Annotated in this window: 26 protein-coding genes; 3 read left to right on the forward strand and 23 right to left on the reverse strand. The window is 43.5% G+C overall.

Going from position 1 to position 23,885, the window contains the following annotated elements; all coding sequences use genetic code 11:
- Nucleotides 1-178 precede the first annotated feature (178 nt).
- The 4 genes from fabZ to spoIIID form a co-directional block, all read right to left on the reverse strand.
- Nucleotides 179-613: a 3-hydroxyacyl-ACP dehydratase FabZ gene (fabZ, locus tag ACJ004_RS17790; protein WP_335497154.1), complete on the reverse strand. Its 435-nt coding sequence runs from the start codon at nucleotides 611-613 to the stop codon at nucleotides 179-181.
- Nucleotides 614-688: 75 nt separating this feature from the next.
- The gene (locus tag ACJ004_RS17795) at nucleotides 689-1,402 is read right to left on the reverse strand and encodes a DNA-directed RNA polymerase subunit beta (protein ID WP_410894479.1); all 714 of its coding nucleotides are present in this window, start codon (nucleotides 1,400-1,402) and stop codon (nucleotides 689-691) included.
- A 428-nt stretch (nucleotides 1,403-1,830) separates the two neighbouring features.
- Nucleotides 1,831-2,832, reverse strand: a complete 1,002-nt coding sequence (gene mreB / locus ACJ004_RS17800; protein ID WP_335696379.1) for a rod shape-determining protein — start codon at nucleotides 2,830-2,832, stop codon at nucleotides 1,831-1,833.
- A 183-nt stretch (nucleotides 2,833-3,015) separates the two neighbouring features.
- The gene (spoIIID, locus tag ACJ004_RS17805) at nucleotides 3,016-3,288 is read right to left on the reverse strand and encodes a sporulation transcriptional regulator SpoIIID (protein WP_026568271.1); all 273 of its coding nucleotides are present in this window, start codon (nucleotides 3,286-3,288) and stop codon (nucleotides 3,016-3,018) included.
- A 660-nt stretch (nucleotides 3,289-3,948) separates the two neighbouring features.
- Here spoIIID and ACJ004_RS17810 point away from each other — a divergent pair.
- A complete protein-coding gene (locus ACJ004_RS17810) occupies nucleotides 3,949-4,260 on the forward strand; it encodes an MGMT family protein (protein ID WP_410894636.1) in 312 nt (103 codons plus the stop codon).
- A gap of 140 nt (nucleotides 4,261-4,400) precedes the next feature.
- On the opposite strand, the gene ACJ004_RS17815 is transcribed toward ACJ004_RS17810, so the two are convergent.
- On the reverse strand, nucleotides 4,401-6,398 hold the full coding sequence (locus ACJ004_RS17815; RefSeq protein WP_410894480.1) for a penicillin-binding transpeptidase domain-containing protein: 1,998 nt from the start codon (nucleotides 6,396-6,398) through the stop codon (nucleotides 4,401-4,403).
- 292 nt (nucleotides 6,399-6,690) lie between these two features.
- Nucleotides 6,691-7,530 carry a stage II sporulation protein SpoIIQ gene (gene spoIIQ / locus ACJ004_RS17820; protein ID WP_410894637.1) on the reverse strand — a complete coding sequence of 280 codons (840 nt, stop codon included), beginning with the start codon at nucleotides 7,528-7,530 and terminating at the stop codon, nucleotides 6,691-6,693.
- 171 nt (nucleotides 7,531-7,701) lie between these two features.
- On the opposite strand from spoIIQ, the gene ACJ004_RS17825 reads away from it, so the two are divergent.
- On the forward strand, nucleotides 7,702-8,118 hold the full coding sequence (locus ACJ004_RS17825; protein WP_410894481.1) for a VanZ family protein: 417 nt from the start codon (nucleotides 7,702-7,704) through the stop codon (nucleotides 8,116-8,118).
- 540 nt (nucleotides 8,119-8,658) lie between these two features.
- Here the strand turns inward: ACJ004_RS17825 and ACJ004_RS17830 are convergent.
- From ACJ004_RS17830 to ACJ004_RS17865, 8 genes are all read right to left on the reverse strand, one after another.
- The gene (locus ACJ004_RS17830) at nucleotides 8,659-9,114 is read right to left on the reverse strand and encodes a nuclease-related domain-containing protein (protein WP_410894482.1); all 456 of its coding nucleotides are present in this window, start codon (nucleotides 9,112-9,114) and stop codon (nucleotides 8,659-8,661) included.
- Between the two features lie 91 nt (nucleotides 9,115-9,205).
- On the reverse strand, nucleotides 9,206-9,364 hold the full coding sequence (locus ACJ004_RS17835) for a hypothetical protein (protein WP_410894483.1): 159 nt from the start codon (nucleotides 9,362-9,364) through the stop codon (nucleotides 9,206-9,208).
- 76 nt (nucleotides 9,365-9,440) lie between these two features.
- Nucleotides 9,441-10,478, reverse strand: a complete 1,038-nt coding sequence (gene spoIID / locus ACJ004_RS17840; protein WP_410894638.1) for a stage II sporulation protein D — start codon at nucleotides 10,476-10,478, stop codon at nucleotides 9,441-9,443.
- Between the two features lie 328 nt (nucleotides 10,479-10,806).
- The gene (gene murA, locus ACJ004_RS17845; protein ID WP_410894484.1) at nucleotides 10,807-12,117 is read right to left on the reverse strand and encodes a UDP-N-acetylglucosamine 1-carboxyvinyltransferase; all 1,311 of its coding nucleotides are present in this window, start codon (nucleotides 12,115-12,117) and stop codon (nucleotides 10,807-10,809) included.
- A gap of 32 nt (nucleotides 12,118-12,149) precedes the next feature.
- The gene (locus tag ACJ004_RS17850; protein ID WP_410894485.1) at nucleotides 12,150-12,929 is read right to left on the reverse strand and encodes a YwmB family TATA-box binding protein; all 780 of its coding nucleotides are present in this window, start codon (nucleotides 12,927-12,929) and stop codon (nucleotides 12,150-12,152) included.
- A gap of 187 nt (nucleotides 12,930-13,116) precedes the next feature.
- Nucleotides 13,117-13,356, reverse strand: coding sequence for a DUF1146 family protein (locus ACJ004_RS17855; protein ID WP_410894486.1), 240 nt, complete (start codon nucleotides 13,354-13,356; stop codon nucleotides 13,117-13,119).
- Nucleotides 13,357-13,717: 361 nt separating this feature from the next.
- Complete coding sequence (locus ACJ004_RS17860) at nucleotides 13,718-13,939, reverse strand: hypothetical protein (RefSeq protein ID WP_410894487.1); 222 nt, start codon at nucleotides 13,937-13,939, stop codon at nucleotides 13,718-13,720.
- A 20-nt stretch (nucleotides 13,940-13,959) separates the two neighbouring features.
- Nucleotides 13,960-14,277: a hypothetical protein gene (locus ACJ004_RS17865; protein WP_410894488.1), complete on the reverse strand. Its 318-nt coding sequence runs from the start codon at nucleotides 14,275-14,277 to the stop codon at nucleotides 13,960-13,962.
- A 312-nt stretch (nucleotides 14,278-14,589) separates the two neighbouring features.
- Here ACJ004_RS17865 and ACJ004_RS17870 point away from each other — a divergent pair, with 312 nt between their 5' ends.
- The gene (locus ACJ004_RS17870; RefSeq protein ID WP_410894489.1) at nucleotides 14,590-15,066 is read left to right on the forward strand and encodes a general stress protein; all 477 of its coding nucleotides are present in this window, start codon (nucleotides 14,590-14,592) and stop codon (nucleotides 15,064-15,066) included.
- Between the two features lie 79 nt (nucleotides 15,067-15,145).
- Here ACJ004_RS17870 and ACJ004_RS17875 read toward each other — a convergent pair whose 3' ends face one another.
- From ACJ004_RS17875 to ACJ004_RS17915, 9 genes are all read right to left on the reverse strand, one after another.
- A complete protein-coding gene (locus ACJ004_RS17875; protein ID WP_410894490.1) occupies nucleotides 15,146-15,322 on the reverse strand; it encodes a hypothetical protein in 177 nt (58 codons plus the stop codon).
- 124 nt (nucleotides 15,323-15,446) lie between these two features.
- The gene (gene nuoN / locus ACJ004_RS17880; RefSeq protein WP_410894491.1) at nucleotides 15,447-16,961 is read right to left on the reverse strand and encodes an NADH-quinone oxidoreductase subunit NuoN; all 1,515 of its coding nucleotides are present in this window, start codon (nucleotides 16,959-16,961) and stop codon (nucleotides 15,447-15,449) included.
- 6 nt (nucleotides 16,962-16,967) lie between these two features.
- Nucleotides 16,968-18,476: an NADH-quinone oxidoreductase subunit M gene (locus tag ACJ004_RS17885; protein WP_410894492.1), complete on the reverse strand. Its 1,509-nt coding sequence runs from the start codon at nucleotides 18,474-18,476 to the stop codon at nucleotides 16,968-16,970.
- On the reverse strand, nucleotides 18,473-20,344 hold the full coding sequence (gene nuoL / locus ACJ004_RS17890) for an NADH-quinone oxidoreductase subunit L (protein ID WP_410894493.1): 1,872 nt from the start codon (nucleotides 20,342-20,344) through the stop codon (nucleotides 18,473-18,475). The genes ACJ004_RS17885 and nuoL overlap by 4 nt, the downstream gene beginning before the upstream one ends.
- 59 nt (nucleotides 20,345-20,403) lie before the next feature.
- A complete protein-coding gene (gene nuoK / locus ACJ004_RS17895; protein ID WP_026568243.1) occupies nucleotides 20,404-20,718 on the reverse strand; it encodes an NADH-quinone oxidoreductase subunit NuoK in 315 nt (104 codons plus the stop codon).
- Nucleotides 20,715-21,233 (reverse strand): NADH-quinone oxidoreductase subunit J, encoded by a 519-nt coding sequence (locus ACJ004_RS17900; RefSeq protein ID WP_410894494.1) that lies wholly within the window; start codon nucleotides 21,231-21,233, stop codon nucleotides 20,715-20,717. The genes nuoK and ACJ004_RS17900 overlap by 4 nt, the downstream gene beginning before the upstream one ends.
- Nucleotides 21,230-21,649 carry an NADH-quinone oxidoreductase subunit NuoI gene (gene nuoI / locus ACJ004_RS17905; protein ID WP_144551613.1) on the reverse strand — a complete coding sequence of 140 codons (420 nt, stop codon included), beginning with the start codon at nucleotides 21,647-21,649 and terminating at the stop codon, nucleotides 21,230-21,232. Before nuoI ends, ACJ004_RS17900 begins: the two co-directional genes overlap by 4 nt.
- A gap of 130 nt (nucleotides 21,650-21,779) precedes the next feature.
- Nucleotides 21,780-22,784 carry an NADH-quinone oxidoreductase subunit NuoH gene (nuoH, locus tag ACJ004_RS17910; RefSeq protein ID WP_410894495.1) on the reverse strand — a complete coding sequence of 335 codons (1,005 nt, stop codon included), beginning with the start codon at nucleotides 22,782-22,784 and terminating at the stop codon, nucleotides 21,780-21,782.
- Nucleotides 22,784-23,884 (reverse strand): NADH-quinone oxidoreductase subunit D, encoded by a 1,101-nt coding sequence (locus tag ACJ004_RS17915; protein ID WP_410894496.1) that lies wholly within the window; start codon nucleotides 23,882-23,884, stop codon nucleotides 22,784-22,786. The genes nuoH and ACJ004_RS17915 overlap by 1 nt, the downstream gene beginning before the upstream one ends.
- Nucleotide 23,885: the final 1 nt, after the last annotated feature.

Genomic DNA, 23,885 nt, shown 5'->3' on the forward strand with positions numbered 1-23,885 from the left:
AATTTTTTTACAGATAGGCTATTTTCGTTGATATTGTTGATATTTAGCCCGCCTTAGAACACACTTCGCTTTCCGCGGGTGAGCGGAAGTCCATCTTATTTAAAGAACAACAAATTTTAGAAAACAGCCACATATAAAAAAACGACCGGAAATTTTCCCCTCGGCCGTTTTGTTCTGCTTATTCTTTTTTCTCCCCTAAGGCAAAGGTGATTTCAGCCTCACAGGCAACTTCGCCGTCAACGGTTGCGACGGCTTTTCCTTTACCGATTGGTCCGCGAAGACGGATGATTTCAACTTCCAGACGAAGCTGGTCGCCTGGTTTGACTTGCTTTTTAAAACGGCAGCCATCAATTCCTGCGAAAAAGGCTAAGCGGCCGCGGTTTTCTTCTTTTTTCAACATAGCGACAGCCCCAACCTGGGCAAGGGCTTCAACGATTAGTACGCCAGGCATAACGGGATAATCGGGAAAATGACCATTGAAAAATTCTTCATTTGCACTGACATTTTTAATCCCGACCGCACTTTTTCCTTCTTCTACTTCTAAAATTCGATCGACCAAAAGGAAGGGGTAGCGATGTGGGATAATTTCTTTGATTTGTTCGATATCAAGCATTAGTTTAGTACCTCCTACTAGTAACAAGTATTTATTTTCTATTCTACTACTTAAGGTATACAAAAAGGAAGGGGTTTACCTCCCTTCCTCCACTTTTCTTTTCCCTTTTTCAACTAGATCTATAATATGCGTCCATGTGGATTCCTTGAATACATCTTTAACATTCCCGCCGCCAAGCATCCCGTATCCAACCATAGCGCCTACCGATATGCTTATGAAAACAAAGACCACTAAAAGAATCAGTCGCAGCCAAATTGGAATGAGGCGAATTCTGACTCGTTGCTGCTTATCAGAGACATTCTTTTCTTTGTTGCCCGTGGTGGCATCTTTCGACTTGTGTGCCTCACGGCTTGAGTTCCTCACATTTGATGTCTCCCGTTTTTTTGCCTTCTTTTCACGTCCTTCGGCTTTCGCTTGTTTCGCAGCATCCTTCGTGCCTTGTACCGCTGCTTTTGCCGGTTTCGCTACGGTCTTGGTGACTGCAGCCGCCGCTTTTACCGCACCCTTCGCGATTGATACCGCAGGTTTTGCTGTGTTCTTTGTTACTCGAACGGCCTCCTTGGCAGGTATCGCAGGAGCACCCTTTGTTTGTCGTGCATCCTCTTTGGTACTTCTCAATGCGTCCTGTGCTCTGCGCGCTTCGCCCTGGGCGTGTTTATCCGCATCCTTCGTTCTTTGTGCTTCGTCCTTGGATCGTTTCGCTGCGTCTTTATATTGCTGAGCTTCGGCTTTGGCCCGCTTATATTCTTCTCTCGTTTTATATTCTTGATTTGGATTATTTATAGACATTTGTTAATTCCCCTTTAACTGAAGTCCGCCCATTTATGTGTATCTGCATGGTAGACCCCGGACTCAGTGAGTTATACATATTATAACCATTTTTTGTGTTCAACTCGTGTCGCTGGGCATTTGGATTAATTTTTTGGTCGTTCATTATTCTATTATAAAAAATAAATTCAAAATACTCATCAACTTTTTACAGAAAATAGTCATTTAAAGTAGAATTCACTCAAATTCTGTCGTTTTTGCAAGAAATTTTGACCGAAGCACAAATAAAAAAGCCCAATGACTAAGGCTTGTCCTGCCTGCTTCATTAGACTTTTTGTATCCTTCTCTTCAAGGTATGATGTCTTACAACAACAAACCAGAAAATACCATTAAAATTTTCGGTTTACTAATTAATTATCGCAGGCGAAGGACAATTCTTTTAGAAAAGATCATCCAAACTTCCGACTTGGAATCTTATCAATATTATCAAGCATAATTCCTGTTCCAATCGCAACACAATCCATTGGATTTTCTGCCACTAGGACCGGAACCTTTAATTCGTCCGCTAACAGCATGTCAATGCCATGCAGCAATGCGCCGCCGCCTGTTAAAATAACGCCGCGGTCAATGATATCAGCTGATAGTTCTGGCGGAGTGCGTTCTAGCACGCTTTTTGCAGCCTGAACGATCACAGCAACTGATTCACGTAATGCGCCTTCGACTTCTTCGGAACGAACCGAGATGGTACGAGGCAGACCACTCACCATGTCACGACCGCGGATTTCCATTTCTTCCGAGCGTGAACCTGGGAATACAGTCCCGATGTTGATTTTAATATTTTCAGCTGTGCGCTCACCAATCAAGAGCTTGTATTCGCGCTTGATGTAGTTTAGGATTTCCATGTCGAACTTGTCACCGGCCATTTTGATGGAGGAAGACGTCACGATATCGCCCATTGAAAGAACAGCTACATCTGTCGTTCCTCCTCCGATATCTACTACCATGTTTCCGCTCGGTTGGAAAATGTCCATTCCCGCACCAATCGCTGCTACCTTTGGTTCTTCTTCTAAGTAAATCTTCTTCCCGCCGCTTTTTTCAGCAGCTTCTTTGATTGCCTTTTGCTCCACACTTGTAATATTCGTTGGACAGCAAATCAAAATGCGTGGCTTCGATAAAAAGCCTTTTACATTTAACTTATTAATAAAATGCTTTAACATTGCTTCTGTCACATCAAAGTCAGCGATCACGCCGTCTTTTAATGGGCGGATCGCGACGATGTTCCCAGGTGTCCGACCAACCATGCGGCGAGCCTCTTCACCAACAGCAAGTACGCGATTTGTATTTTTGTCAATTGCCACTACAGACGGCTCATTTAATACGATTCCACGGCCCTTCACGTGAATTAACACGTTAGCCGTACCTAAATCTATCCCAATATCTCTTGCAAACATTCTCTTTTCTTTCCTCCTTAAAACGGAATCCACATACTTTTCCTAATTGTATATTGTACCACACTCATTAGAATTTCCATACTTTTAACAAAGAAAAGATGTTAAATTTTGCAGAAGGATGTCGATTTGGAGGAATCTTAGAGAATGCCTTGACACAATTTATTTTGGCTTTGAAATGACGGCTTATTTAACAGCTTCACCTTCCTTTTCTTCTTTCTGGTATTTCATTTTTGTTGCCTCTCCCCCTCGGAGATGACGGATTGATTTATGATAGTCTAAAATACCTTTAACCTCGTTTGCCAGCTCTGGATTAATCTCAGGAAGTCTCTCTGTTAGATCCTTATGGACTGTACTTTTGGATACGCCAAACTCCTTCGCAATCACGCGAACCGTTTTCCTCGTCTCCACGATATACTTTCCAATCTTGATAGTTCTCTCTTTGATGTAATCGTGCACACTCTCGCCCTCCCTAAATTGGATGTGAGAAGTGTGAAATGAGACCCGCTTATCACTTCGACGAATTCTGCTTCCGTTTTGGTGTCTGGTGTCATCAATTTTGGTGTCAGGCACCACTAAAGGACATTTGTCCACTAGTGGAGGACACGCGGAGAATACCGCCCTTGATGGGTGCCAGGCACTAAACGGCAGAAAGTAAGTTACCTTCTGTCTATACGATGAATAATCATGTCTCCGACTGAATATCCGCTAACTTCAAACGACTCTTCACCTCAAACACTCTCTTTGTAAAGGTTTGTAACCATTTTATTAGCTTGGATACGGGAATATGCTATAAATACTCAATCAGGACAAGGTGTTATCCAAAGTTTTTTGAAAATTGGACTTCTTACTTTTTTTCGACAGTCCTTCGAAATCGTCCAGAATGGCTTTGTAGCGCGGTTTTCAATTGGAAATATCTATGCGGTATTTTTATTTCCCAAGAAATTTGTCGATAAAAAAATTATTCAAAAATGGTGAAAATCATTGGAATGGGGCTTACTAAAGGGTCTCCGTAGCCAGTACAATGCATTATTTGGGGCAAATTTTTCAAAAAGTATTGTTAAAATTATTATATCTTTGATACCTTTTGGATATGTGTTTTTTGAAAGGACGATCCCGATGACACCTTTTACAGAGAATGTAGTAGAAATTATTCGCAGCATCCCCGAAGGCAAAGTGGCGACTTATGGTCAAATCGCTCGGCTAGCTGGAAGCCCCCGTGCTGCCCGCCAAGTTGTCCGCGCCCTCCACTCCATGAGCAAGAAATATCGCCTTCCCTGGCACCGTGTCATCAACGCAAAGGGGCAAATCGCCCTCCAGGATGACGAGTCGTACAATGAGCAACGATTGTCTTTGGAGGCAGAAGGCGTGGAGATCGGATTGAATGGGGTTATTGATTTGGAGAAGTATCAGTGGAAGCCGGAATATTAAGCCTTAACCTCAAAAAGATCCCAAACAAAGAAAAACACCTAGGTTTCCTAGGTGTAATTCCCAAAATTTAAATTTATGCTCATTTGGTGGTGCCTGACACCCACTCCTTGTGCCTGACACCTATCCAGCAACTCCGCATTCTAACGTATCAACTCAAAAACCTTCTTCACTTTTTTCACCGGCACCGACGAACCTCCCCGGCCCTGGACATTCTCAACCATCATCGCCACCATCAAGCTCGGTGACTTGGTGTTATAACCAATGAACCAGCCATTTTCCGTGCCTGTTTCACCTTGCTTTTGTTTAATCTCCGCCGTCCCTGTTTTACCCGCGAGCGGATAATCCTTCATATCAATGGCATGGGCCGTCCCGGCAGTGTCACTAACCACCTTCCGCAAATCCGCCGCAATCACCCCGGTATGTTCGGCTGAGACCACCGCCTCTTTCAGAACCTGGCCCTGCTGCTCGTCTGCCAAAAGAATTGGCTTAATCATATTGCCATTATTAATAAAGGGAGTATACGTCGACAGTAAATGAACGATACTCATCTGAATCTGCCCTTGCCCGTATCCCGAATCTGCCAGCGCAATTTCCCGGTCCAACGTGCCAATCGTAGATTTTTCCAATGGGAATGGATAGGCCAGATCTTCCTCAAAGCCAAATTTCTTCAGCCCATCCGCGAACGCTGTTTTCCCCGTTTTCAACGCTGCCTGAGCAAAATAAATATTATCACTAAACACAAACGCTTTTTCCAAATTAACCGGTGCTGAGCCAGCGTGAACGCGCGTTACAAAATAACCGCCCCACGACTTATCCTTTTGCCACTGCTTCCCTATAATCGGCACCGCTTGCTCCGGCGTAATCGCTCCGTTCGACAACGCTACTGCAGCCGTTATCGCCTTCATGACCGATCCCGGCGCAAAGGTCTGTTTAAAGCGCGTAGAGAGCGGCTGTTGCTTGTTCTCCTGCAGCGCCTTCCATTCGGCCGCCGAGAAGCCAAGCATGGCTTGATTCGGGTCAAATGAAGGCGTGCTGACAAGTGCCAGCGTTTCCCCCGTTACCGGGTTAATAGCTGCTCCAGTGCCTGCCTCCTTGCCCAGTTGGTCAAAGATCGCCGTCTGAACATCAACATCGATCGTCAGCTTGACATTTTTTCCATCCTCGACCGGCTTTTCAGCAAGCACCTCCTTGTCACCATTTTCCTTGTTAATCGTAATCTTCACACCGGTCTTACCCTTTAATTGCTCGTCATAAACTTGCTCGAGCCCTCTTTTTCCAATCATATCACTGCTTGTATACCCTTTATCCTTGAGCCTTTCCAACTCATCCGCCGTAATCGCTCCAACATAACCGATGAGGTGCGCCCCCGCTTTGTCATAAGGATAAATTCGAGCCTCCACCTTCCGCGTTTGCACCGGCTCGAGCGCGACCAACTGAGCAATCCGCTCCTCATCCTGCATCGAAACCCTTTTCAACGGTACAAACAGCTCTGGTTTAACCCAACTTGCACTAATCGCCTTCTTAATCTGATCAGGACTCATTTTTAATAGCGAGGATAACGGTTCTAACACATCGTCCGTTACTTTCCCAGCCACAACTCCGACCTCATACACCTGGCCATTCACGGCCAGTCCGATGTCGTTGCGGTCCAAAATCTCCCCTCTTTTGGGCGCAATCGTACTAATCCCGATCTTATCCCCTTCTTGCAATTTTGGAAATATGAACCCCGTATTCCAGTCTACGTACCAATTCTTTTTGTCAGCCCGTTCTTCCTTCTGTAATTTGGCCTTGTGGGTGAATTGAATAGGTCCCGCAAGGCTATTCATAGTGGCGGTAAATGAATATTGGGCTTGTTCTTTGTCCGCCTGTTTATTTTCTTTTGGCTTTTTAAAGTCAATCTTGAGGTCAGTAATTTGAAGATCTTTGTAGATTTTTTGATAGCGGTTCGTAAATTCTTCTTTGGTGATTTTCTTCTTAGCATTGTTAGAAAGGTAATCATACATCTTATCAAACTTCTGCTCATTCCATAAAGCTATGTAACTCGCAAATCGATCCTGTGGCGTCGGTTCCTTACTACAACCAGCCAGAGCCGCCCCAAATAGCAGCAAAACCAGCATGGCCCCTACTAACTTCCTCAACCCAATCCCTCCCTTAAACAAGGTGCATATTGGAATCAAATCACCGTTTCAGCACCATTTTTGTCCCACTTACAATTTTATTTTAGTACCATTTGGTGTCAGGCACCACAAAAAGACACTTCTATCATTTTGTCCGCCAGTGACGGACGCTACGACGAAATCTGGTGTCAAGCACTAATAATTATAATTATACCGTTAATATACAAAAAATGGTGTTTTAACCATTTATTACAGATAAAATAAGTACAAAAAAAAGAGGAAAGAATTCCCCTTCCCCTTTGGTACGTTTTTATTATGAGTTTGTTTTTTCTGTAGAGTTAGTTGAATCGTCGTCCATATTTTTATCTTGGTCAGAAGAGTTTTCTGGATCTTCAATCATTTGCTCTTCTTCCTTCATTTGTGGAGTTTCGACTGATTCGCTTGCTTTTTCATCCGAAAGTTTTGCTTCCTGTAAAGTGCTTAACGATTTGTTAAAATAGTTACTAGGATTTACAGCAATTCCATCTTTACGAATTTCAAAATGTACATGTGTTCCAGCTTTTTCATTGAACAAGCTTTGTCCAGCCTTGGCAAGAACTTGTCCCTGTTTTACTTCTTCGCCAACCTTGATCTTTATGTCTTTAACGGATTGATATTGTGTTACAATACCATTGTCGTGTTCCAATTCAATGACATTTCCAAGGACTGCATCTTCTTCAACACGTGTAACCGTACCGCTTAATGATGCAACAACGTCAAACGACTCGTCGTCTTTCATGGTTACATCGATACCAGTATTTGGTCGGTAGGTATTGTTGTAGAATACCAATGCCGCTTCCTGGTCTTCAGTTTTACCATTGAAATCATAGAATTTCGTTTTCACGACAGCTGCGTCTGCATTTTTCACTGGCATTTTGAAGTCTTCAAATGTCTTGCTAACTTCGACTGCCGGCTCTTGACCCTTTTTACCAGCAATATCAGTGGACTTGTAATCGTATTTGTCGGACGCATTGTTGCTTGTTTGATACCATAGTACTGCGGTCAAAATGATTGCTGCACTTGCAATATAGATGGCTGGAAATACCCAACGCTTTTTGAAAAAGCGTTTAACGCTGGAACTTTGAGAAGATCGCTTGTTTTCTTCCTCTCTCATTTTCATCACCTCAGCAATCATTCTGAACAGATAAGTAGAATTATATACACTAGCGAAAAAAATTTTTTTGAACTTATTTTTCGACAGTGATTAAGTTTTTATGCATGAAGGTGAAAAAATTATTTTTTAGAGGGGAAAAAAGTCTTCTCGTCCTTATAGGAGGAAATATATATGAACATTTTAAAGTGGGTTTTACGGGGGCTTCCGTTTGCCTATATGGTGGCGATTTTTATTATGTCGAGCCTGCCAGCGGACCATTTTGTAAAGCTTCCTGATTCCCAAGTCGATCACACCATTAAGGAATCCTTGCATTTAATAGAGTTCGCAATTTTGTATGTTTTGCTAGTGCTAGCGATGTTGACCCGCCGAAACGCCTTCACGCCAGCCTTAAACATAGCCTGCGCCGTATTCGCTGGCCTCTACGGAATCAGCGACGAGATCCACCAATCCTTTTATGCCTACCGCTCAGCGTCTTGGTTTGACCTCGTAAAAGATTTCACCGGAATCAGCGTGTGCTTTTATTTTATCCGCGGGGCCTTATTTAAAGAGAAGTTTACTAGGCTTGGGAAGGTATTGGAGCGGGTGTAGCCACTGCATTTTTGCGGTGGTTCATTTTTGATTAGCCGGGTGCTGGGGGATAGATCCGATTTCTATATGTCCCAGTAAAGGGTAGCTTCATTGCGGTTAAGAACTTACTTGAAATAATAATGGAATGAATTTGAAGAAGTTCGCGCAGCTCCGCATTTGTTATCGAAGGCTTAATCAGAAAAAAATATTCATAGATCGTTGGGTTATGGGCTGTTTTCGATTTAAGTTTACAGTTGGGACAGTTCCATGTTCCGTTTTGCAAAAGCATTGGTAAAAAGCTACAGGTGGGACATTTTACGCCTTTGAGGAGTTCAGCTGGAGATTGGTTGAATTGTTTAAGAATATCTGGATTTTTAGGAGTGTGCCTTGTGAGGAGAAGCCGTTTTATTCTTTTCATCTCTTTACTATCTAATTTTTCCTGTTTATTAAAATTGGCTAGTTGATCTATTTTGTCTATTAAATCCTCGCTATTGCAAATATGTCGGGTGATCTGTTCGTTTCCTGGGGATGAGGTAATTGTGGTTTTTTCATTACTATTTACTACAAGATAATGGACAGGTATTGCAGGGCAATTATGATCGAGCAGCCAGCCTTTAAGCTTCTTCGCTTGAAGCCTTGCTTGTAAGACGGGGTTCCTGATTCTTTCCTCGTTCCTTTCTTTTTACAAGTCGTTTGATTAAAGTCTTTTTCAAATTTCAACTCACCACTAATATTTTTCACTTCAAGGACCAGCACAAATGCCGAACATAGGATTAGGTAATCCATTTGAAAATAGTATCCTTTGCATAAAAGACGAATTCCATGGAATATGTAATATTTTTCATCCGGGAGCATGTTTAAGTAAAAGAGTAATGACTTTTCCCCTCGATAACCTGCCATCCTACTTTTATATTCCGCCACTACCTCGGGATGAACTGGATGATTGTATGGCAGTCTTTGCAGAAGTATTTCTAGTTTCTTAATTCTTAATGAAATAGTGCACTCATTACAAAACATAGCATCATTCCTTTCCTTTTTATCAATATTTCTTTTTTTCCTTCCGAAATTCCTGCAAAAATCGACAACTACAGTTAGAAGATTTTTTATTTTAGTATGTAGTAACTAGGAGAGAAAGGCGGGTGTGGTGGTTTACTGTCCACTTTGAACAAGTTACTGTCGGTTCTCGGAGCTTTACTGTCCACATTTCATAGGTTACTGTCCAGTTCGGAACCCTTACTGTCCACTTTCCGATTTTTACTGTCGACACCCATTTCCCCCCACCAAACCCAGACAAAAAAAGCCAGGCTATAAATCTTCCCAGCCCGGCTTAGCTTATTTTCCTATTATTTCTTCGCGGTGACCGTATCCAGCATATGATCCGCAGATGTAATCTTTACGCCCTTATAGTAGTGTTTCACGATCTCTTGATAATCCTTGCCTTCGCTAGCCATTCCGTTCGCCCCGTATTGGCTCATTCCGACACCATGGCCAAATCCCTTTGTCGTAATCACAATATTGTCCCCCTTGCGTTTCCACGCAAAGTCAGATGACCGCAGCTCCAGTTTATCGCGGATTTCTACTCCTGAGATAACTTTCCCATTGAAATCTACCTTACCAACACGCTTGCCCTCCGTCCGGTCGACAATTTTTCCGATTGTCGACCCCGAACCTAGGTGCACACCAAGTCGAGTTTCAAACTCATGGACGGTTATGACCTTTTGACTGTTATATTTTGGAGATTCTTTATCCCACGGGCTTGATACACTTCGTAAATAAGGGAAATTTCCTGACCAGACGTCTTCCGAGTTCTCCGTATAGCCATTACCAGTCGAGAAGAACAAGGCATCGATCGGCTTGCCGTCATAGGTCAGGATTTGCCCCGCCGTTGCCCGAACGGCATTTACGATCTTCTTCTTTTTCCAGGAATAATCTGCTCCCCAATCCTTCCTCTGCTCATCATCATTCATGTAAACCTGGTGGATTTGGGTGTCCGTCACCTGCGCGCCTTTTGGGACGCCCAACGTATCTTTATTAATTAATCGGTTGACGATATAGGTTCTCGCTGTTAGTGCCTGGGCCTTGAGTGCTTCCTCTTTGAAATCAACGGGCATCTCTGCTGCGACAACACCAACGAGATAATCTTCTAATTGGACACTCTCAATGGTAGATCTTGCAGTCCGAAATACTGCGACATCGACGGCTGGGTCTGAGGAAGTCGGCACCGCCTTTTCTTCTTTAGCGGGGGTCTTGGCCAGATCCTCCCCTAACTTTCCGCTCGCTCGATGCTCATCAGAAAACGGTAAAACAAGGACCGCGGGAATAATTAATGTTAAGGCAATGAGGACTGCTGCTAGTACGACGAATGGTTTGATTTTTTCCATGATAGTGCCTCCAGTTCGCAAATTCACAACCACACCAAATCCACAGGCGGGTTGCGTCTCAATTAATACATATGGAGGCGGACAAGCATTTATTACGAATTTTTTTATAAAACTGACCTTGGTGTCAGGCACCACTCGTGGACAAATGTCTCTTGCTAGTGCCTGACACCATCCGTGGACATTTGTCCTCACCAAGAGAACAAATCACCCACTGAGGCAAATAAAAAAGGACCCGATTCAACATCAGGCCCCGTTGTTTTGCGATTGCTCATTATTACAGTAAAAGTGCTATCTTACCCGACTCTGATACAAATGCCATGCAAACTACTTATGCATTCATATCTGATACAAGGTTTTGGATCTCTGTGAACGTTTCGTCAGCTTCACTGACACGTTCGATATCGGCACCTAGTCTTGCTAGTTTGCCGTGGAAGTCTACGTACCCGCGGTCTAAGTGTTTCAACTCAGTCACGCGTGTCATGCCTTCGGAAACTAAACCAGTTAAAATTAAGGCAGCAGCGGCACGAAGATCGGTCGCAGATACTTCGGCACCTTGTAAATTGGAAGAGCCATTTAGAATTACAGAACGGCCTTCAATCTTAATGTCTGCGTTCATGCGTCGGAATTCTTCAACATGCATAAAACGGTTTTCAAATACCGTTTCCGTAATCATAGAAGTTCCGTCTGCGCGAAGCAGTAATGCCATCATTTGTGATTGCATATCAGTTGGGAAACCTGGGTGCGGCATCGTTTTGATGTCGACAGCCTTCAAGCGATCCGTTCCGATGACACGTACGCCATCTTCTTCCTCACGAATCGTGATACCCATTTCTTCCATCTTTGCAATCAAAGAAGATAAATGTTCAGGAACAGCACCCTTTACCAATACATTACCGCCTGTAATCGCCGCTGCAACCATAAAGGTACCAGCTTCAATTCGGTCAGGAATGATATTGTGGTCTGCACCAAATAACACGTTCACACCTTCAATACGAAGAGTTCCAGTGCCGGCGCCACGAACCTTAGCACCCATTTTGTTTAAGAAATTGGCTAGGTCCACAATTTCTGGTTCTTTTGCCACGTTCTCAATAATTGTCGTACCGACTGCAAGAGTTGCAGCCATCATAATATTTTCAGTTGCCCCAACACTTGGGAAATCTAAATAAATCTTAGCACCTTGCAAGCGGCCGTTTACTTCCGCTTCAATAAAGCCGTTACCTACCTTGACCGTAGCTCCCATAGCTTCAAAGCCTTTGAGATGCTGATCGATAGGACGGGATCCAATGGCACAGCCACCCGGCAGGGCCACACGTGCACGACCGTTACGGGCGAGTAATGATCCCATGACAAGCACAGACGCGCGCATTTTTCGAACATATTCGAATGGCGCCTCATCTTTTAACGCTTTGGATGCATCTACCACAACTGTATTGTTTTCAAACGACACTTCAGCATTTAGATTGCGTAAAACTTCATTAATTGTGTATACATCGGAGAGTGTAGGTACATCACGAATTACACTTTTTCCGTCACTTGCTAATAATGTTGCAGCGAGTACAGGCAGGACGGCATTTTTTGCGCCTTCCACTTTAACCGTTCCATCTAGCCTATTTCCGCCGCGGACGATGATCTTTTCCAAGAGTATTCCCCTCCGCGTCCATTTTCTCTATATTAATATTCAATCGTAATGATTGGTGTGCCAACTACGATGGTAGTCTTAGCGCCCAATCCTTCGGAGCGTATGCCAATTTGTAAATTCATGTTATCTCGTTGATTTTCAATGGAGTTCGTAAACATCGGCGAATTCGCCGAAACAGACATGAAAGACTCCTCTTTTAACGCTTCGACCTCTTTTGCCTTAAATCTTGACAGCAATTGATTTGCCGCTTCTGGTAAAGACTTATCAATCTTATCACCGACCGTACCCTTCATACAAGAGAAAACTGTTGGTTTTCCTCGAAATATGTCGGTAAGCCTAGATTTAAATTGACTCGTTGTGAAAAAGGCCTTTGTCGCCGAATTCCACTGTTTACCACTGATACTATATACTATATACGCATTTACAGGTTGTTTTGTGTGGGTTGCCATAATTTGAAGCATTTCTTTGTGGTGTTTAGATGTTGGAGATACTGCCGTTACTTCCCATTTTTGGCTGGTATTACTAACAGACCATTCCCAATCAGGAAACTTCGCTTGAAGCTCTTTAGCATAGTCCTTAACTTCCTGCTCACTTTCCATGCCATCCAAATGCTCTCTTGCATAAAAAGTCCATTGATCGAGCAAAATATTTTCGGCTTGTAAAATAGAGCCGATTTTTATTAAGTCCATTTCTTTTTCAAAAATGGAGCCGATTCCGCTTCCGTTCGCTTCACTTGTTTGGTTCCCAATAACAACCAAGATTAAACCAATGATTGTAACTACGCTCAAAAGGATTTGACTCTTTCTCTTCATCTCTACTCCCCCTTACTACCATTGTTACCAGGTTGAGGAGTAGCATACTTGGGAAATGTCGTCACTTTTAGACAAGTTCCAACGTATATGACAGATCACATTGATGTTATTTTTCCACACAAAGAAGATTGTACTCAATTTCTTGACAAATAGGAACATGTACGAAGTACTAATTTTTTACCAATTATCAATTTTGGAGGAGTAAAGGCAGTTGCTGCGACCATTGAAGATAATCCAGGAAAAAATTACTAACAGATGAACCAATGATAATAGCCAATAATATGTAAAGTAATCTTGCCTGAAATACACGGTTGGGTTTCAGCAATTGATCCAAACGAACAGATTGTAAGGCCCACCAGGAAATCGATATAAACACTATATGTGACAGGATACTTAACACGGCAATTTGCCCAAAATCATTTATCACTCTGTGCCCCCCTTTTTTCACACATTGTTTATTCTATCACAAAGTCGGCCTTAATAGTTTCCTTTTCCATCCATTTTTAAAAAATAAACATATTTTCTAACGATCCTTTTACTTCTTCTGCCATTTCTTTTTTTTAAAAGCATTGTTTCCTAGGAAAAAAAGGAGGAAACCCTCACCCGCATGATTTAGAAGATAATAATATGGTCAGTGAAGGGGCCATGTATTCGGTTCAATTTTTCAATGAGAAAATGCAGTAATAAGTGGTTGGGGTGGATTACTGCCCCAGCTTTTTTTGATATGTAATGAGAATTTTACGTGGTTTTAGGAGGATGGATATTACCCATCATAGAGGATCATTTAATTATTTGACTAATATTCTTTCATTCATAATCCGTACATAACGGACTAAATAGGAATTAATCACATAATTCCCTTCGTTATTTTTCACAATAATGTATTTGTTACGATCCATCATTTCAACAATTTCTCGTTCGAGATCTTCTTTATTTACATCTAAACCTTTGATTATTTTTTCGGTAATGATCTCATGATCAAACGTATAGCAAACGGTAAATTCCTTCATACTAATGTTCCTTTCTATGATTATTTCTTCTCGACTTTTACAAGCCCCTTGCCTAAATTATTCTTTTCAAAATAACAAATGACGTCATCATGAACTTGTATGTTATCGCCCGAAACAATTTTTTCAGCAGCAAAAACGATTTCTTCCCCGTTCTCACCTTCACCGTAATATTGTTTCCCCTTAATCTTGCTAATCTTGTATTCTACTGTCGTGTACTTAGATGAAACATCGCTTTTCGTACTTATATTGTTAACTGGTGCAGTCGGATGATTTTTAACCCAAACTAATGTGACTAAAATTGATGAGAGCACCAAAAGGACAATCACTCTTTTGATCATGTTACTCTACCTCCTTCTATGTATTTTAAGAGATGAATGAGGAAAGTAAATCCTCCTTTTTGCCCTTGGTCTTTATACCTATGGCAGAAACCGGCCACTTTTAAAAAAATTTTTTTAAGCTTTTAACTGGGGTTTTTCAAAAGAGGGCATTTAATTGTAGGAATTAAATTTAACACCCTGTTTTCGGGCTGTGGATGATCCTCACAGAAAAAAAAGGTTTCAATTCCTTTCCAACGGGAATATAACCAATATGCAAGGCAGACTTGCACTTCTAAAAGATTTGTTCAAATTCAATTAGGAGGAGGAGCAAAAATGGACAAGCATGGTAAAAACATTGTAGGTGTGTATCAATCCGAACAAGAGGCCATTGCAGCGATTGAGAATTTACAAAAATGGGGATACAGGAAGTCAGAAATCAGTGTCATCGGAAAAGATCCTCATCATGTTGATTTCGTCACAGACGAAACAGATACGGTAGCTGAAGAAACCGCTGCTACAGGTGCGATTACAGGTGGAGAACTAGGCGGGGCAACGGGACTATTAGCCGGCCTTGATGCGCTAGCAATACCAGGAATCGGCCCGATTGTAGCTTCAGGTCCGGTTGCCGCCAGCATCATGGGCGCTTTAACCGGTGCTGGTTTAGGAGGATTAACTGGAGCATTGATCGGACTTGGAATTCCCGACGATGACGCAAAGTATTATGGAGAGTCCGTGGAACAAGGAAAGATCCTCGTCCTGGTCAATAAACGAGACCACTCACTAATAAGATCGAAGAAGATATTCCTTTAGACGTAGAGCCTGCCCCTGATAATGAGGAAAATCGATTCAATACCATTAGAAATCAAAACCCTGCTTTGAATAACAAATTCTAATGAAAAATACAAACAAGCTGCAGCAGCGAAATCGTTGGCTGCAGCTTGCTTGTTTCCATTAATATCCAGCGAATGTCGTAAGTTTCGTCAAATGTGTAATAAGCGTCCGAGAATGTGTAGTAAGAGGTCCAAAGTATGTAGTAAGTTCCGGAAAATATGTAGTAATCGTCCATAAATTTGTAAAAAGCCCGAAAAAAAAGAAGAGGTTCCCCAACCTCTCCTTCTTCCTATATTAAGACCCCTTTAATTTGACCGGCTGCTTTCCCCAAAGCAGCAAGCCGATTCTCCCCCATTAGACTAGCTGAAAAAGTCCGCTAAGTTATTTAGGTTATTTTGCATAAAATCAAGCGCAATATTCGGCATTACACCAAATAGTACCGAACCGACCACCGCAACAAGCAAAACGATCATGATTCCAGCTGGAATCTTGAACTTGCTGTCGTCGCTTGCTGGACGGAAGAACATTTGCGTCATCACACCGAAATAGTAGAAATATGAAACAACAGTCGTCGCTATCATTACCGATGCGAGCACATAATGCGGGGTATTGCCAGTAAATGCCCCGATAAAAATGTTTAGTTTTCCAATAAAACCAGCTGTGCCCGGGAAACCTGCCAGTGACACAAGCAAGAGACCCATTACAACTGCAAGTACGGGCGAACGACGATACAATCCAGCGAAATCAGCAATCTTCGCAGAACCTGATTTTTCGGTAACAACCTGAATGATGGCAAACGCCCCCATATTCATGAGCAAGTAAGCAAGCAGGTAGAACCAAATCGAATAAAAGATGTTCGAGTTCAGCGTCGTTAATGCGACGAGTATATATCCCGCATGCGCGATACTAGAATAAGCAAACATCCGCTTAATGTTCGACTGCTTAAGCGCCACCACGTTACCGATAATCATCGTTGCTCCTGCGATGAAGGCAAGGTAATCCTGCATTTCGAGCAAGATTGGCTTCTCTGTATCGCCTACCGATACGGCGGCGAGAAAGACCGTTAACAAAATACGAAGCACAATCACGAAACCAGCTGTTTTTGAAACCACACTTAGAAAAGCAGTAACCGGTGTAGGCGCACCTTGATAAACGTCAGGTGCCCACATATGAAACGGCGCCGCCCCCAATTTAAAGGCTAACCCCACAAACACCATCAAAAAAGCCAGCGTTAACAGGTAAGACTGTTGGCCATCTGCCACGGTGGACAAGCTGGTGGCAATCTTCACTAAGTTGGTGGAGCCTGTTAAACCGTACACATAGCTCATCCCAAACAACGTGATCGCTGTAGAAATTCCGCCATTGATGACGTATTTCATCGCTGATTCGTTTGATTCTAAATTGTACTTGCGGATGCCCGCTAAAATATAAGAAGAAACAGTTAACAATTCCAAGCCAATGAACAGCGTAATTAAATCGCCGCTGGAGGTCATAATCATTCCACCGAGCAAGGCCGATAAGAACAAGTAATAAAACTCACCACGATATTCCTCTAAACCATCCTTTGCCTCGTAGCTGACAGCCAATAACATAACCAGTCCTGCCCCTACCAGCAGCAATAATTTAAAGCCCATCGCGAAACTATCTAAGCGGAACGAATCATCCAAAATCGATGTTACAGGTCCGCCGACTAGATTAAGCACGGAGACAAGGGCCGCGATAATGGCGACAATCCCGATCCAGCCAAGAATTCTGCGGTCTTGATTTTTCGGCATAAATAAATCTAAAAGTGTAATAAGTGCGGCTACACCAAGGATGATGAACTCTGGTGTCATGGCACTCCAATGAAATTGTTGCAAGGTCTCAAGACTCATCCTTCATCACCCTCCTATCCCTAGCATGATGGTTTCAAGTGTAGTTTTTAATGGCGCGCTTAGGACACTTGGGTAAACACCAATTAACACAATTAACAGCATCAGAACCAGCACTGGCACGAATTCGACGCCCTTCAAATCAAGAACGCCCGCAAATTCACGATGTGCCCTGCCATATGTGATTCCTAAAACCGCGCGAAGCAAGTAAGCAGCGGTCATAATAATCCCGAGCGTACCTACTGCAGCGATCACCGGCATTTCTTTAAAAAGTCCAAGGAAGGCCATAAACTCACTGACAAATCCAGACATCCCTGGCAAGCCAAGCGACGCCATCCCAGCGGCCAACAAGAAGCCAGCTGCAATCGGCATGCCCTTCGCCATTCCACCTAAGTTTTCAAGCAGTGACGTATCGGTGCGTTCGTACAGGACGCCAACCAAGAAGAACAACAGCGCGGAAATCAATCCGTGCGAAATTACTTGGAAAATCGCCCCTTGAACCCCAGTCTCATTCATCGCCGCAAGTCCGATTAACACAATCCCCATATGAGATATGGAGGAATAAGCCAAAACCATTTTAAAATCTGTTTGAATGAACGCTAGATACGCCCCGTAGAGGAGGTTAATCACTCCAAGGACTGCAATCAACGTCGCAAGAGTCCCAAATTGCTCGGGAAAAATGCCCATTCCAAAACGAATTAATCCGTACGCACCTATCTTCAGGAGAATCCCTGAGTGGATCATAACCACCGATGGCGGCGCTTGAACGTGGACCTTTAGCATCCAACTGTGTAACGGAAAAATCGGCAATTTCACACCAAACGCAAGCAAAAGTCCAATGAATAAGCCCATTTTCAAGTCACTAGACAGCGGTGCCTCTGGTTTTGCCATCAATTGCGTTAGATAATCAATATTGGTTGATCCTGTTTTCGCAAAAAGAATCATAATGACAATTAATAGAATCGCAGAGCCCAGTCCGTTATAAATTAAGAAACTGTAGGCTGCTTTTTCTTTTTCAAAATAACCCCATTTTCCGATTAAGAAGAAGGTCGGAATAAGCGTAATTTCAAAGAAGATGAAGAATAGAATTAAGTTTTCCGCTGTAAACACGCCGAGCATTCCAATTTCTAAAAGGAGGAACAGCATGAAATAGCCTTTCCATTCTTTTTTCACAAACTTTGCCCCGGCAATCGCCGAAAGAGTCGCCACTACCGCCGTAAGGACAACGAGCAGGAGTTGGAAACCGCTTAGGCCAAGCTCATAGTAAACGGAAAAATAGGGCTCAGGGGCATTGATCCCATGAAATTGAATCCACTTTGCTGAGACCGCAAAATCGGCTAAATCCTTACCCCATTGAAAATGAAGGTAGGCAGCGAGCGCCAGCAGTAAGGCCGGCAAGGTGGCTAAAAAGCCAACCACTTTAATTGATTTTTCTGCCGTTTTAGGCATAAACGCTAAAACTACAATACCTAGTAAAGGGGAGAATACTAGGATTGAAAGAACGGATGTTAAATTCATCGTAAGTACCCCCCTGTTAATGCAAAGATGACGACAAGTACCGCTAGGCCGATAAAGGCCACCGCGCCGTACGTTTGAACCTGTCCGGATTGCAGTTTCGAACCTGCTGCACCAAGTCCTTGGACAATTCCGACCACGCCCTTGACGAGTCCTTCGACAAGGAACACATCAATGAAACGTAAGAAGTAGCTGACTCCTTTCGTGAAGGCGACAACCGTTAATTGATAAAACTCGTCAACGTAGTATTTGTTTAATAAAATCGTGTGTAACGTATCACCCGTGCCGCTTAACCAGTTGCGGGCAATGGAACGCTTGTTGTACATCAAATACGCAAGGTAAATTCCCGCTAAGGAAACAACCGTGGCCGCAATCATAATCCAACCTGGACCTTCAACGTGGCCTTGGTGTGCTAACGCTTCGTTGCCATCGACAAGCCAATCGCCAAGGAACGTTCCAAACCAAGGTGTATTGACATAACCAGCGACAACAGCGAGAACGCCGAGGATAATCATTGGTAAGGTCATATTGGATGGTGATTCATGGACATGTGTTTGGTTGCCGCGAGCCTCACCCGTAAAGACCATGAAGAACAAGCGGAACATATAAAATGCGGTCATAAAGGCAGCTGCGAGTGCTAAGAAGAACAAGATTGGATGTCCGCCTTCCCATGCTGCTACTAAAATTTCATCTTTAGAGAAGAATCCGGAAAGCCCTGGGACACCGCTGATTGCGAGTGTTCCAATTAAGAAAAGCGGTCCGGTCAGTTTGAGCTTTTTCCAAAGTCCGCCCATTTCTTCGATGTTCTGTGTATGTACCGCGTGAATGACGGAACCGGCTGCTAAGAATAGAAGCGCCTTGAAGAAGGCGTGTGTCATTAGGTGGAATACCCCAGCAACATAGCCGGCAGACCCTAAGGCAAGCATCATATAGCCCAGCTGTGAAACGGTTGAATACGCGAGTACTCGTTTGATATCGGTTTGCACCAGACCAATGCTTGCCGCGAAAATCGCCGTAAATGCGCCAACCACCGCAATCGTAAGGAGCGCCGTACGGCTCGCCTCAAACAGTGGAAATAGTGCCGCTACCAAGTAAACCCCAGCCGCTACCATCGTCGCCGCGTGGATTAACGCCGATACTGGTGTTGGACCTTCCATCGCATCAGGAAGCCATGTGTGAAGCGGGAACTGGCCCGACTTACCAACGGCCCCAATGAAAATCAGGATGGCAGTTAAGGTGATCATGGTTCCTGACACCGCACCGGCATCGACGGCCGCGAAAATTTCACTATATTCAAAGCTTTTGGTTTCCCAGAATAGCAGAATCATGCCGATAAATAAGCCCACGTCCCCGATCCGGGTCATGATGAAGGCTTTTTTAGCGGCAGCCTTAGCTTCTTCTTTGTAAAAATAAAAACCGATTAATAGGAAGGAACCGACGCCGACAAGTTCCCAGAAAATATAGGTTTGCAGCAGGTTAGGCGAAATAACCAGCCCGAGCATCGCAAACGTAAATAGTCCTAAATAGGCATAGAATACTGGAAACCGCTCGTCCCCTTGCATATAACCTTTGGAGTAGGTATGTACTAAGAAACTTACGAGCGATACGATAAACAGCATTAATGCATTTAATTGATTCACTTCAAAGCCCGCTGTTAGATGCATATCTCCTATCGTGAGCCAGTCAAATTTCGTGACATAGGTTGGCTCTCTGAAGCGCTCGAATAAGACTAAAATCGAGTAGACAAGCGATGCCAGCGTGAGAAGAATCCCCACATAAGCACTTGCTTCCTTCAGTCGCTTCCCGAAAAGAAGAAGGATCAAAAACGATAATAGCGGGAAAAGCGGTATGAGCCATGCATTCTCCATCATTATCACTATCCCCTTTCGAATGATATGAAGCACCATTCGAATTTTGTTGAAAGTCAAATTTAGTTTTTCATTGTGTCCATTTCGTCGATATTGACAGTTTTTCTTGCGCGGTAGAGCGAGATTAGGATGGCTAGACCGACGGCTGCTTCGGCAGCTGCGACGCTGATTGCGAACAAGGCGAAGATTTGGCCTGTTATCGATGGCGCCATGCCATATTTGCTGAAGGTGACGAGATTAATATTCACGGCATTCAGCATCAATTCAATCGAAATCAAGACAATTACGGTATTTCTTTTTGTCAGCGCACCATATAGACCGATGCAAAACAAGATCAGTGCTAGTGCCAGGAAGGCTGAAGCGGGAACAGAACTCATTTGTCATCCGCCTCCTTCTTCTCGTTTTTTGCTAAGATAATCGAACCCACCAGGGCGACTAATAGTAAAACAGACGTTAACTCAAACGGTATGATGTATTTTGAGTAAAGTGCCTTACCAATTTGCATCGTGTTATTTTCATGCAAGGTGGTCGGAACCTGTTCAATATTGAAATCATAAATACCAAGATAAACGGCAAACGCAAAGCCGACAACCCCTACGAAGACGAGGATTTTTCTCCATTTACCTGTTTTCGGTTCATGTTCATCATGATGCTTCGTTAACATAATTCCAAACAGCATAATGATCGTAATAGCACCTGAATAAATTAAGATTTGCACGGCTGCCACAAATTCTGCGGACAGCACCACGTAGATACCAGCGATTGCCACAAAGGTAAAAATCAGTGAAACAACCATATGAACAACCTTGGTAAGGTTTAAAAGCAGCACACCGCCGATAATGGCGACAAGCGCGAGCCCCATAAAGGCGAGGAATTCCCCCGAAAAGGTCATGGTTTATTCACCTGCCGTATGTTTTCGTCGTTTTCATCTAACCATTCTAGGTTTTTAAATAACATGTCACGGCTGTATTCAGCGAGCTCGAAGTTATTGGTCATGATGATCGCTTCTGTCGGGCATACCTCTGTACATAGGTCACAAAGGATGCAGATCTCAAAATTGATATCGTAGGTATCAATGATTTTCCCTTTTTTCGTTGGGTCCGGATGCTTCTTCCCCGTTAAATCGATGCAATCAGTTGGGCAGATGTTCATGCACTGATTGCAAACAATACACTTTTCCGGGTAAAACTTTTGAATACCGCGAAAACGGTCGGGCAGTGGAATCGGCTTGTTCGGATAATCATAAGTAACCTTTTCTTTCGTCAAGTTCTTTAGGGTATATTTCAAGCCTTTTGCTAATCCAAGCACGTTTTTCACCCCTTTTACATTTTAAAGATTGTTTTTGGTGTTAGGCACCATTTCTACTGTCTACACCTTGTTTGGTGTCAGGCACCATTGTGTTGTGCTATAACATACCGCAGCCACACACGAGATCCTTTTAGAAAAATAATGACTTTATTAAAGCTGTTAGGAATATATTCGCTAATGCGATTGGCAGGAGGACTTTCCAGCCAAATTCCATGAGTTTATCGGCACGGAAACGCGGTAGGGTTGCCCGCAGCCAGATATAAACAAAGACGACGACACTAAATTTAACCGCGAACCAGACCGCACCCGGGATAAAGTCCAAGAAGCTGATCGGTGCCAGCCAACCGCCAAGGAAGACGACGGTAATCAGGGCCGACATTGCGAATAAATACACATATTCTGCGAGCATAAAGAAGGCCCAGCGGAATCCCGTATATTCGACGTGGTATCCAGCGACTAGTTCGTTTTCCGATTCCGGCAAGTCAAATGGTGTCCGGTTTAGTTCGGCAATCGATGCAATGAAAAAGATGATAAAGCCGATTGGTTGTAAAAGAATGAACCAGCCATGCTTTTGTGCTTCGACCATATCATTTAGATTTAAGCTTCCAGTTAAGAGGATGACACCTAGTACTGACATAACCAGCGGGATTTCGTAGGAAATCATCTGGGCTGATGCACGCATGCCTCCAAGGAGGGCGTACTTGTTATTCGAGGCCCAGCCGCCAAGCAGCATGCCGAAAGTAGTTAATCCGCTCACCGCAATATAATAAAGTAATCCTACACCGATGTCAGCGAACTGAAATTTGTCCGTGAACGGCATAGTGGCCAGCACCATAAAGGACGGTGCAAAGGCAATGACTGGCGCAATAATAAATAATGGTTTGTCGGCAGCCTTCGGAATGATGTCCTCTTTCAGTAACAGCTTGAGAACGTCAGCGACGGTTTGCAATAGTCCCCATTTACCGCCGACCTGGTTGGGACCATGGCGCAGCTGCATGTAACCTAAGACTTTCCGCTCTGCTAAAATTCCGTATGTTACGAATCCTAATACGATTAAAAGCAAGACAGCACCGAGTAAAAAGAAAATTCCAAAGTTAGCCCAACTCGGACTTGACTGGAGCAATTCTTCTATCATTAGCCGTCAACCTCCCCAAGGACAATATCAACTGCCCCTAAAATAGCAATCATGTTTGCAATATTTTCACCCTTTAATAATTTCGGGAGAATTTGCAGGTTATAGAAGGATGGCCGTCTAAACTTTAAGCGGTACGGTTCTTTTTTGCCGTCGCTATAAATATAGCAGCCAATCTCTCCGCGCGGTGATTCAATTCGGACAAAGGCTTCTCCCTTAGGTGCCTTAATAATTTTCGGCACTTTCGCTAAGATTGGTCCTTCACCTGGGAATTGTTCCACGGCTTGTTCAAGGATTTTCAAGGATTCTTCAATCTCGTCAAGGCGTAAATGGTAGCGGGCTAAGCAATCGCCTTCCTCAGAAGTCGGTACATCAAAATGAAAACGGTTATAAACCGAGTATGGTTCATCTTTACGTAAATCCCATTTCACGCCAGTACTGCGCAGATTCGGTCCACTCAGTGAATACTGAAGCGCCTCTTCTTTCGTATACTTCCCGATGCCTTTCACCCGGTCTAGGAAGATTTCATTACCAGACACCAACTCGTGATAGCCCTTCAGCTGACCTCGCAGGTACGGAACAAAGCTGCCTACTTTTTCAATCCAGCCTTCAGGTGCATCCCACTTCACACCGCCAACACGCATATAGTTGAAAGTCAAGCGTGCCCCTGATAGTTCGTTCAGCATATTGATAATCATTTCACGATCACGGAAGGCATAGATAAACGGACTGGTTGCACCAAGGTCAAGGATATAGGTCCCCCAGGCAACCAAGTGGCTGGCAATCCGGTTCAATTCCATCGCAATCACACGTAAGAAATCCGCTCGTTCTGGAACTTCAATCCCCATCATCGTTTCGACGGCATGGCAGATCACATAGTTATTGGTCATCGAAGACAAATAGTCCATCCGGTCTGTATAAGGAATAATCTGTGTATATTGCAGGTCCTCGGCTAATTTTTCTGTCCCCCGGTGTAAATATCCGATGACAGGCGTTGCTTCGGTAATAATTTCCCCATCAATTTTAACGACAAGACGGAACACTCCGTGCGTACTTGGATGCTGAGGACCGACGTTTAATATCATTTCTTCTGTTCTAATCATT

It is taken from the genome of Neobacillus sp. 204 (assembly GCF_046562815.1).
In the GTDB taxonomy this organism is placed as follows: domain Bacteria; phylum Bacillota; class Bacilli; order Bacillales; family Cytobacillaceae; genus Neobacillus.

Bases quoted from the DNA above. Each gene is read 5' to 3' on its own strand.
- fabZ (WP_335497154.1), bottom strand. From the start codon at position 613: ATGCTTGATATCGAACAAATCAAAGAAATTATCCCACATCGCTACCCC.
- ACJ004_RS17795 (WP_410894479.1), bottom strand. From the start codon at position 1,402: ATGTCTATAAATAATCCAAATCAAGAATATAAAACGAGAGAAGAATAT.
- mreB (WP_335696379.1), bottom strand. From the start codon at position 2,832: ATGTTTGCAAGAGATATTGGGATAGATTTAGGTACGGCTAACGTGTTA.
- ACJ004_RS17810 (WP_410894636.1), top strand. From the start codon at position 3,949: ATGACACCTTTTACAGAGAATGTAGTAGAAATTATTCGCAGCATCCCC.
- spoIIQ (WP_410894637.1), bottom strand. From the start codon at position 7,530: ATGAGAGAGGAAGAAAACAAGCGATCTTCTCAAAGTTCCAGCGTTAAA.
- ACJ004_RS17825 (WP_410894481.1), top strand. From the start codon at position 7,702: ATGAACATTTTAAAGTGGGTTTTACGGGGGCTTCCGTTTGCCTATATG.
- ACJ004_RS17830 (WP_410894482.1), bottom strand. From the start codon at position 9,114: ATGTTTTGTAATGAGTGCACTATTTCATTAAGAATTAAGAAACTAGAA.
- spoIID (WP_410894638.1), bottom strand. From the start codon at position 10,478: ATGGAAAAAATCAAACCATTCGTCGTACTAGCAGCAGTCCTCATTGCC.
- ACJ004_RS17850 (WP_410894485.1), bottom strand. From the start codon at position 12,929: ATGAAGAGAAAGAGTCAAATCCTTTTGAGCGTAGTTACAATCATTGGT.
- ACJ004_RS17860 (WP_410894487.1), bottom strand. From the start codon at position 13,939: ATGAAGGAATTTACCGTTTGCTATACGTTTGATCATGAGATCATTACC.
- ACJ004_RS17865 (WP_410894488.1), bottom strand. From the start codon at position 14,277: ATGATCAAAAGAGTGATTGTCCTTTTGGTGCTCTCATCAATTTTAGTC.
- ACJ004_RS17870 (WP_410894489.1), top strand. From the start codon at position 14,590: ATGGACAAGCATGGTAAAAACATTGTAGGTGTGTATCAATCCGAACAA.
- ACJ004_RS17875 (WP_410894490.1), bottom strand. From the start codon at position 15,322: ATGGACGATTACTACATATTTTCCGGAACTTACTACATACTTTGGACC.
- nuoN (WP_410894491.1), bottom strand. From the start codon at position 16,961: ATGAGTCTTGAGACCTTGCAACAATTTCATTGGAGTGCCATGACACCA.
- ACJ004_RS17885 (WP_410894492.1), bottom strand. From the start codon at position 18,476: ATGAATTTAACATCCGTTCTTTCAATCCTAGTATTCTCCCCTTTACTA.
- nuoL (WP_410894493.1), bottom strand. From the start codon at position 20,344: ATGATGGAGAATGCATGGCTCATACCGCTTTTCCCGCTATTATCGTTT.
- nuoK (WP_026568243.1), bottom strand. From the start codon at position 20,718: ATGAGTTCTGTTCCCGCTTCAGCCTTCCTGGCACTAGCACTGATCTTG.
- ACJ004_RS17900 (WP_410894494.1), bottom strand. From the start codon at position 21,233: ATGACCTTTTCGGGGGAATTCCTCGCCTTTATGGGGCTCGCGCTTGTC.
- nuoH (WP_410894495.1), bottom strand. From the start codon at position 22,784: ATGATAGAAGAATTGCTCCAGTCAAGTCCGAGTTGGGCTAACTTTGGA.
- ACJ004_RS17915 (WP_410894496.1), bottom strand. From the start codon at position 23,884: ATGATTAGAACAGAAGAAATGATATTAAACGTCGGTCCTCAGCATCCA.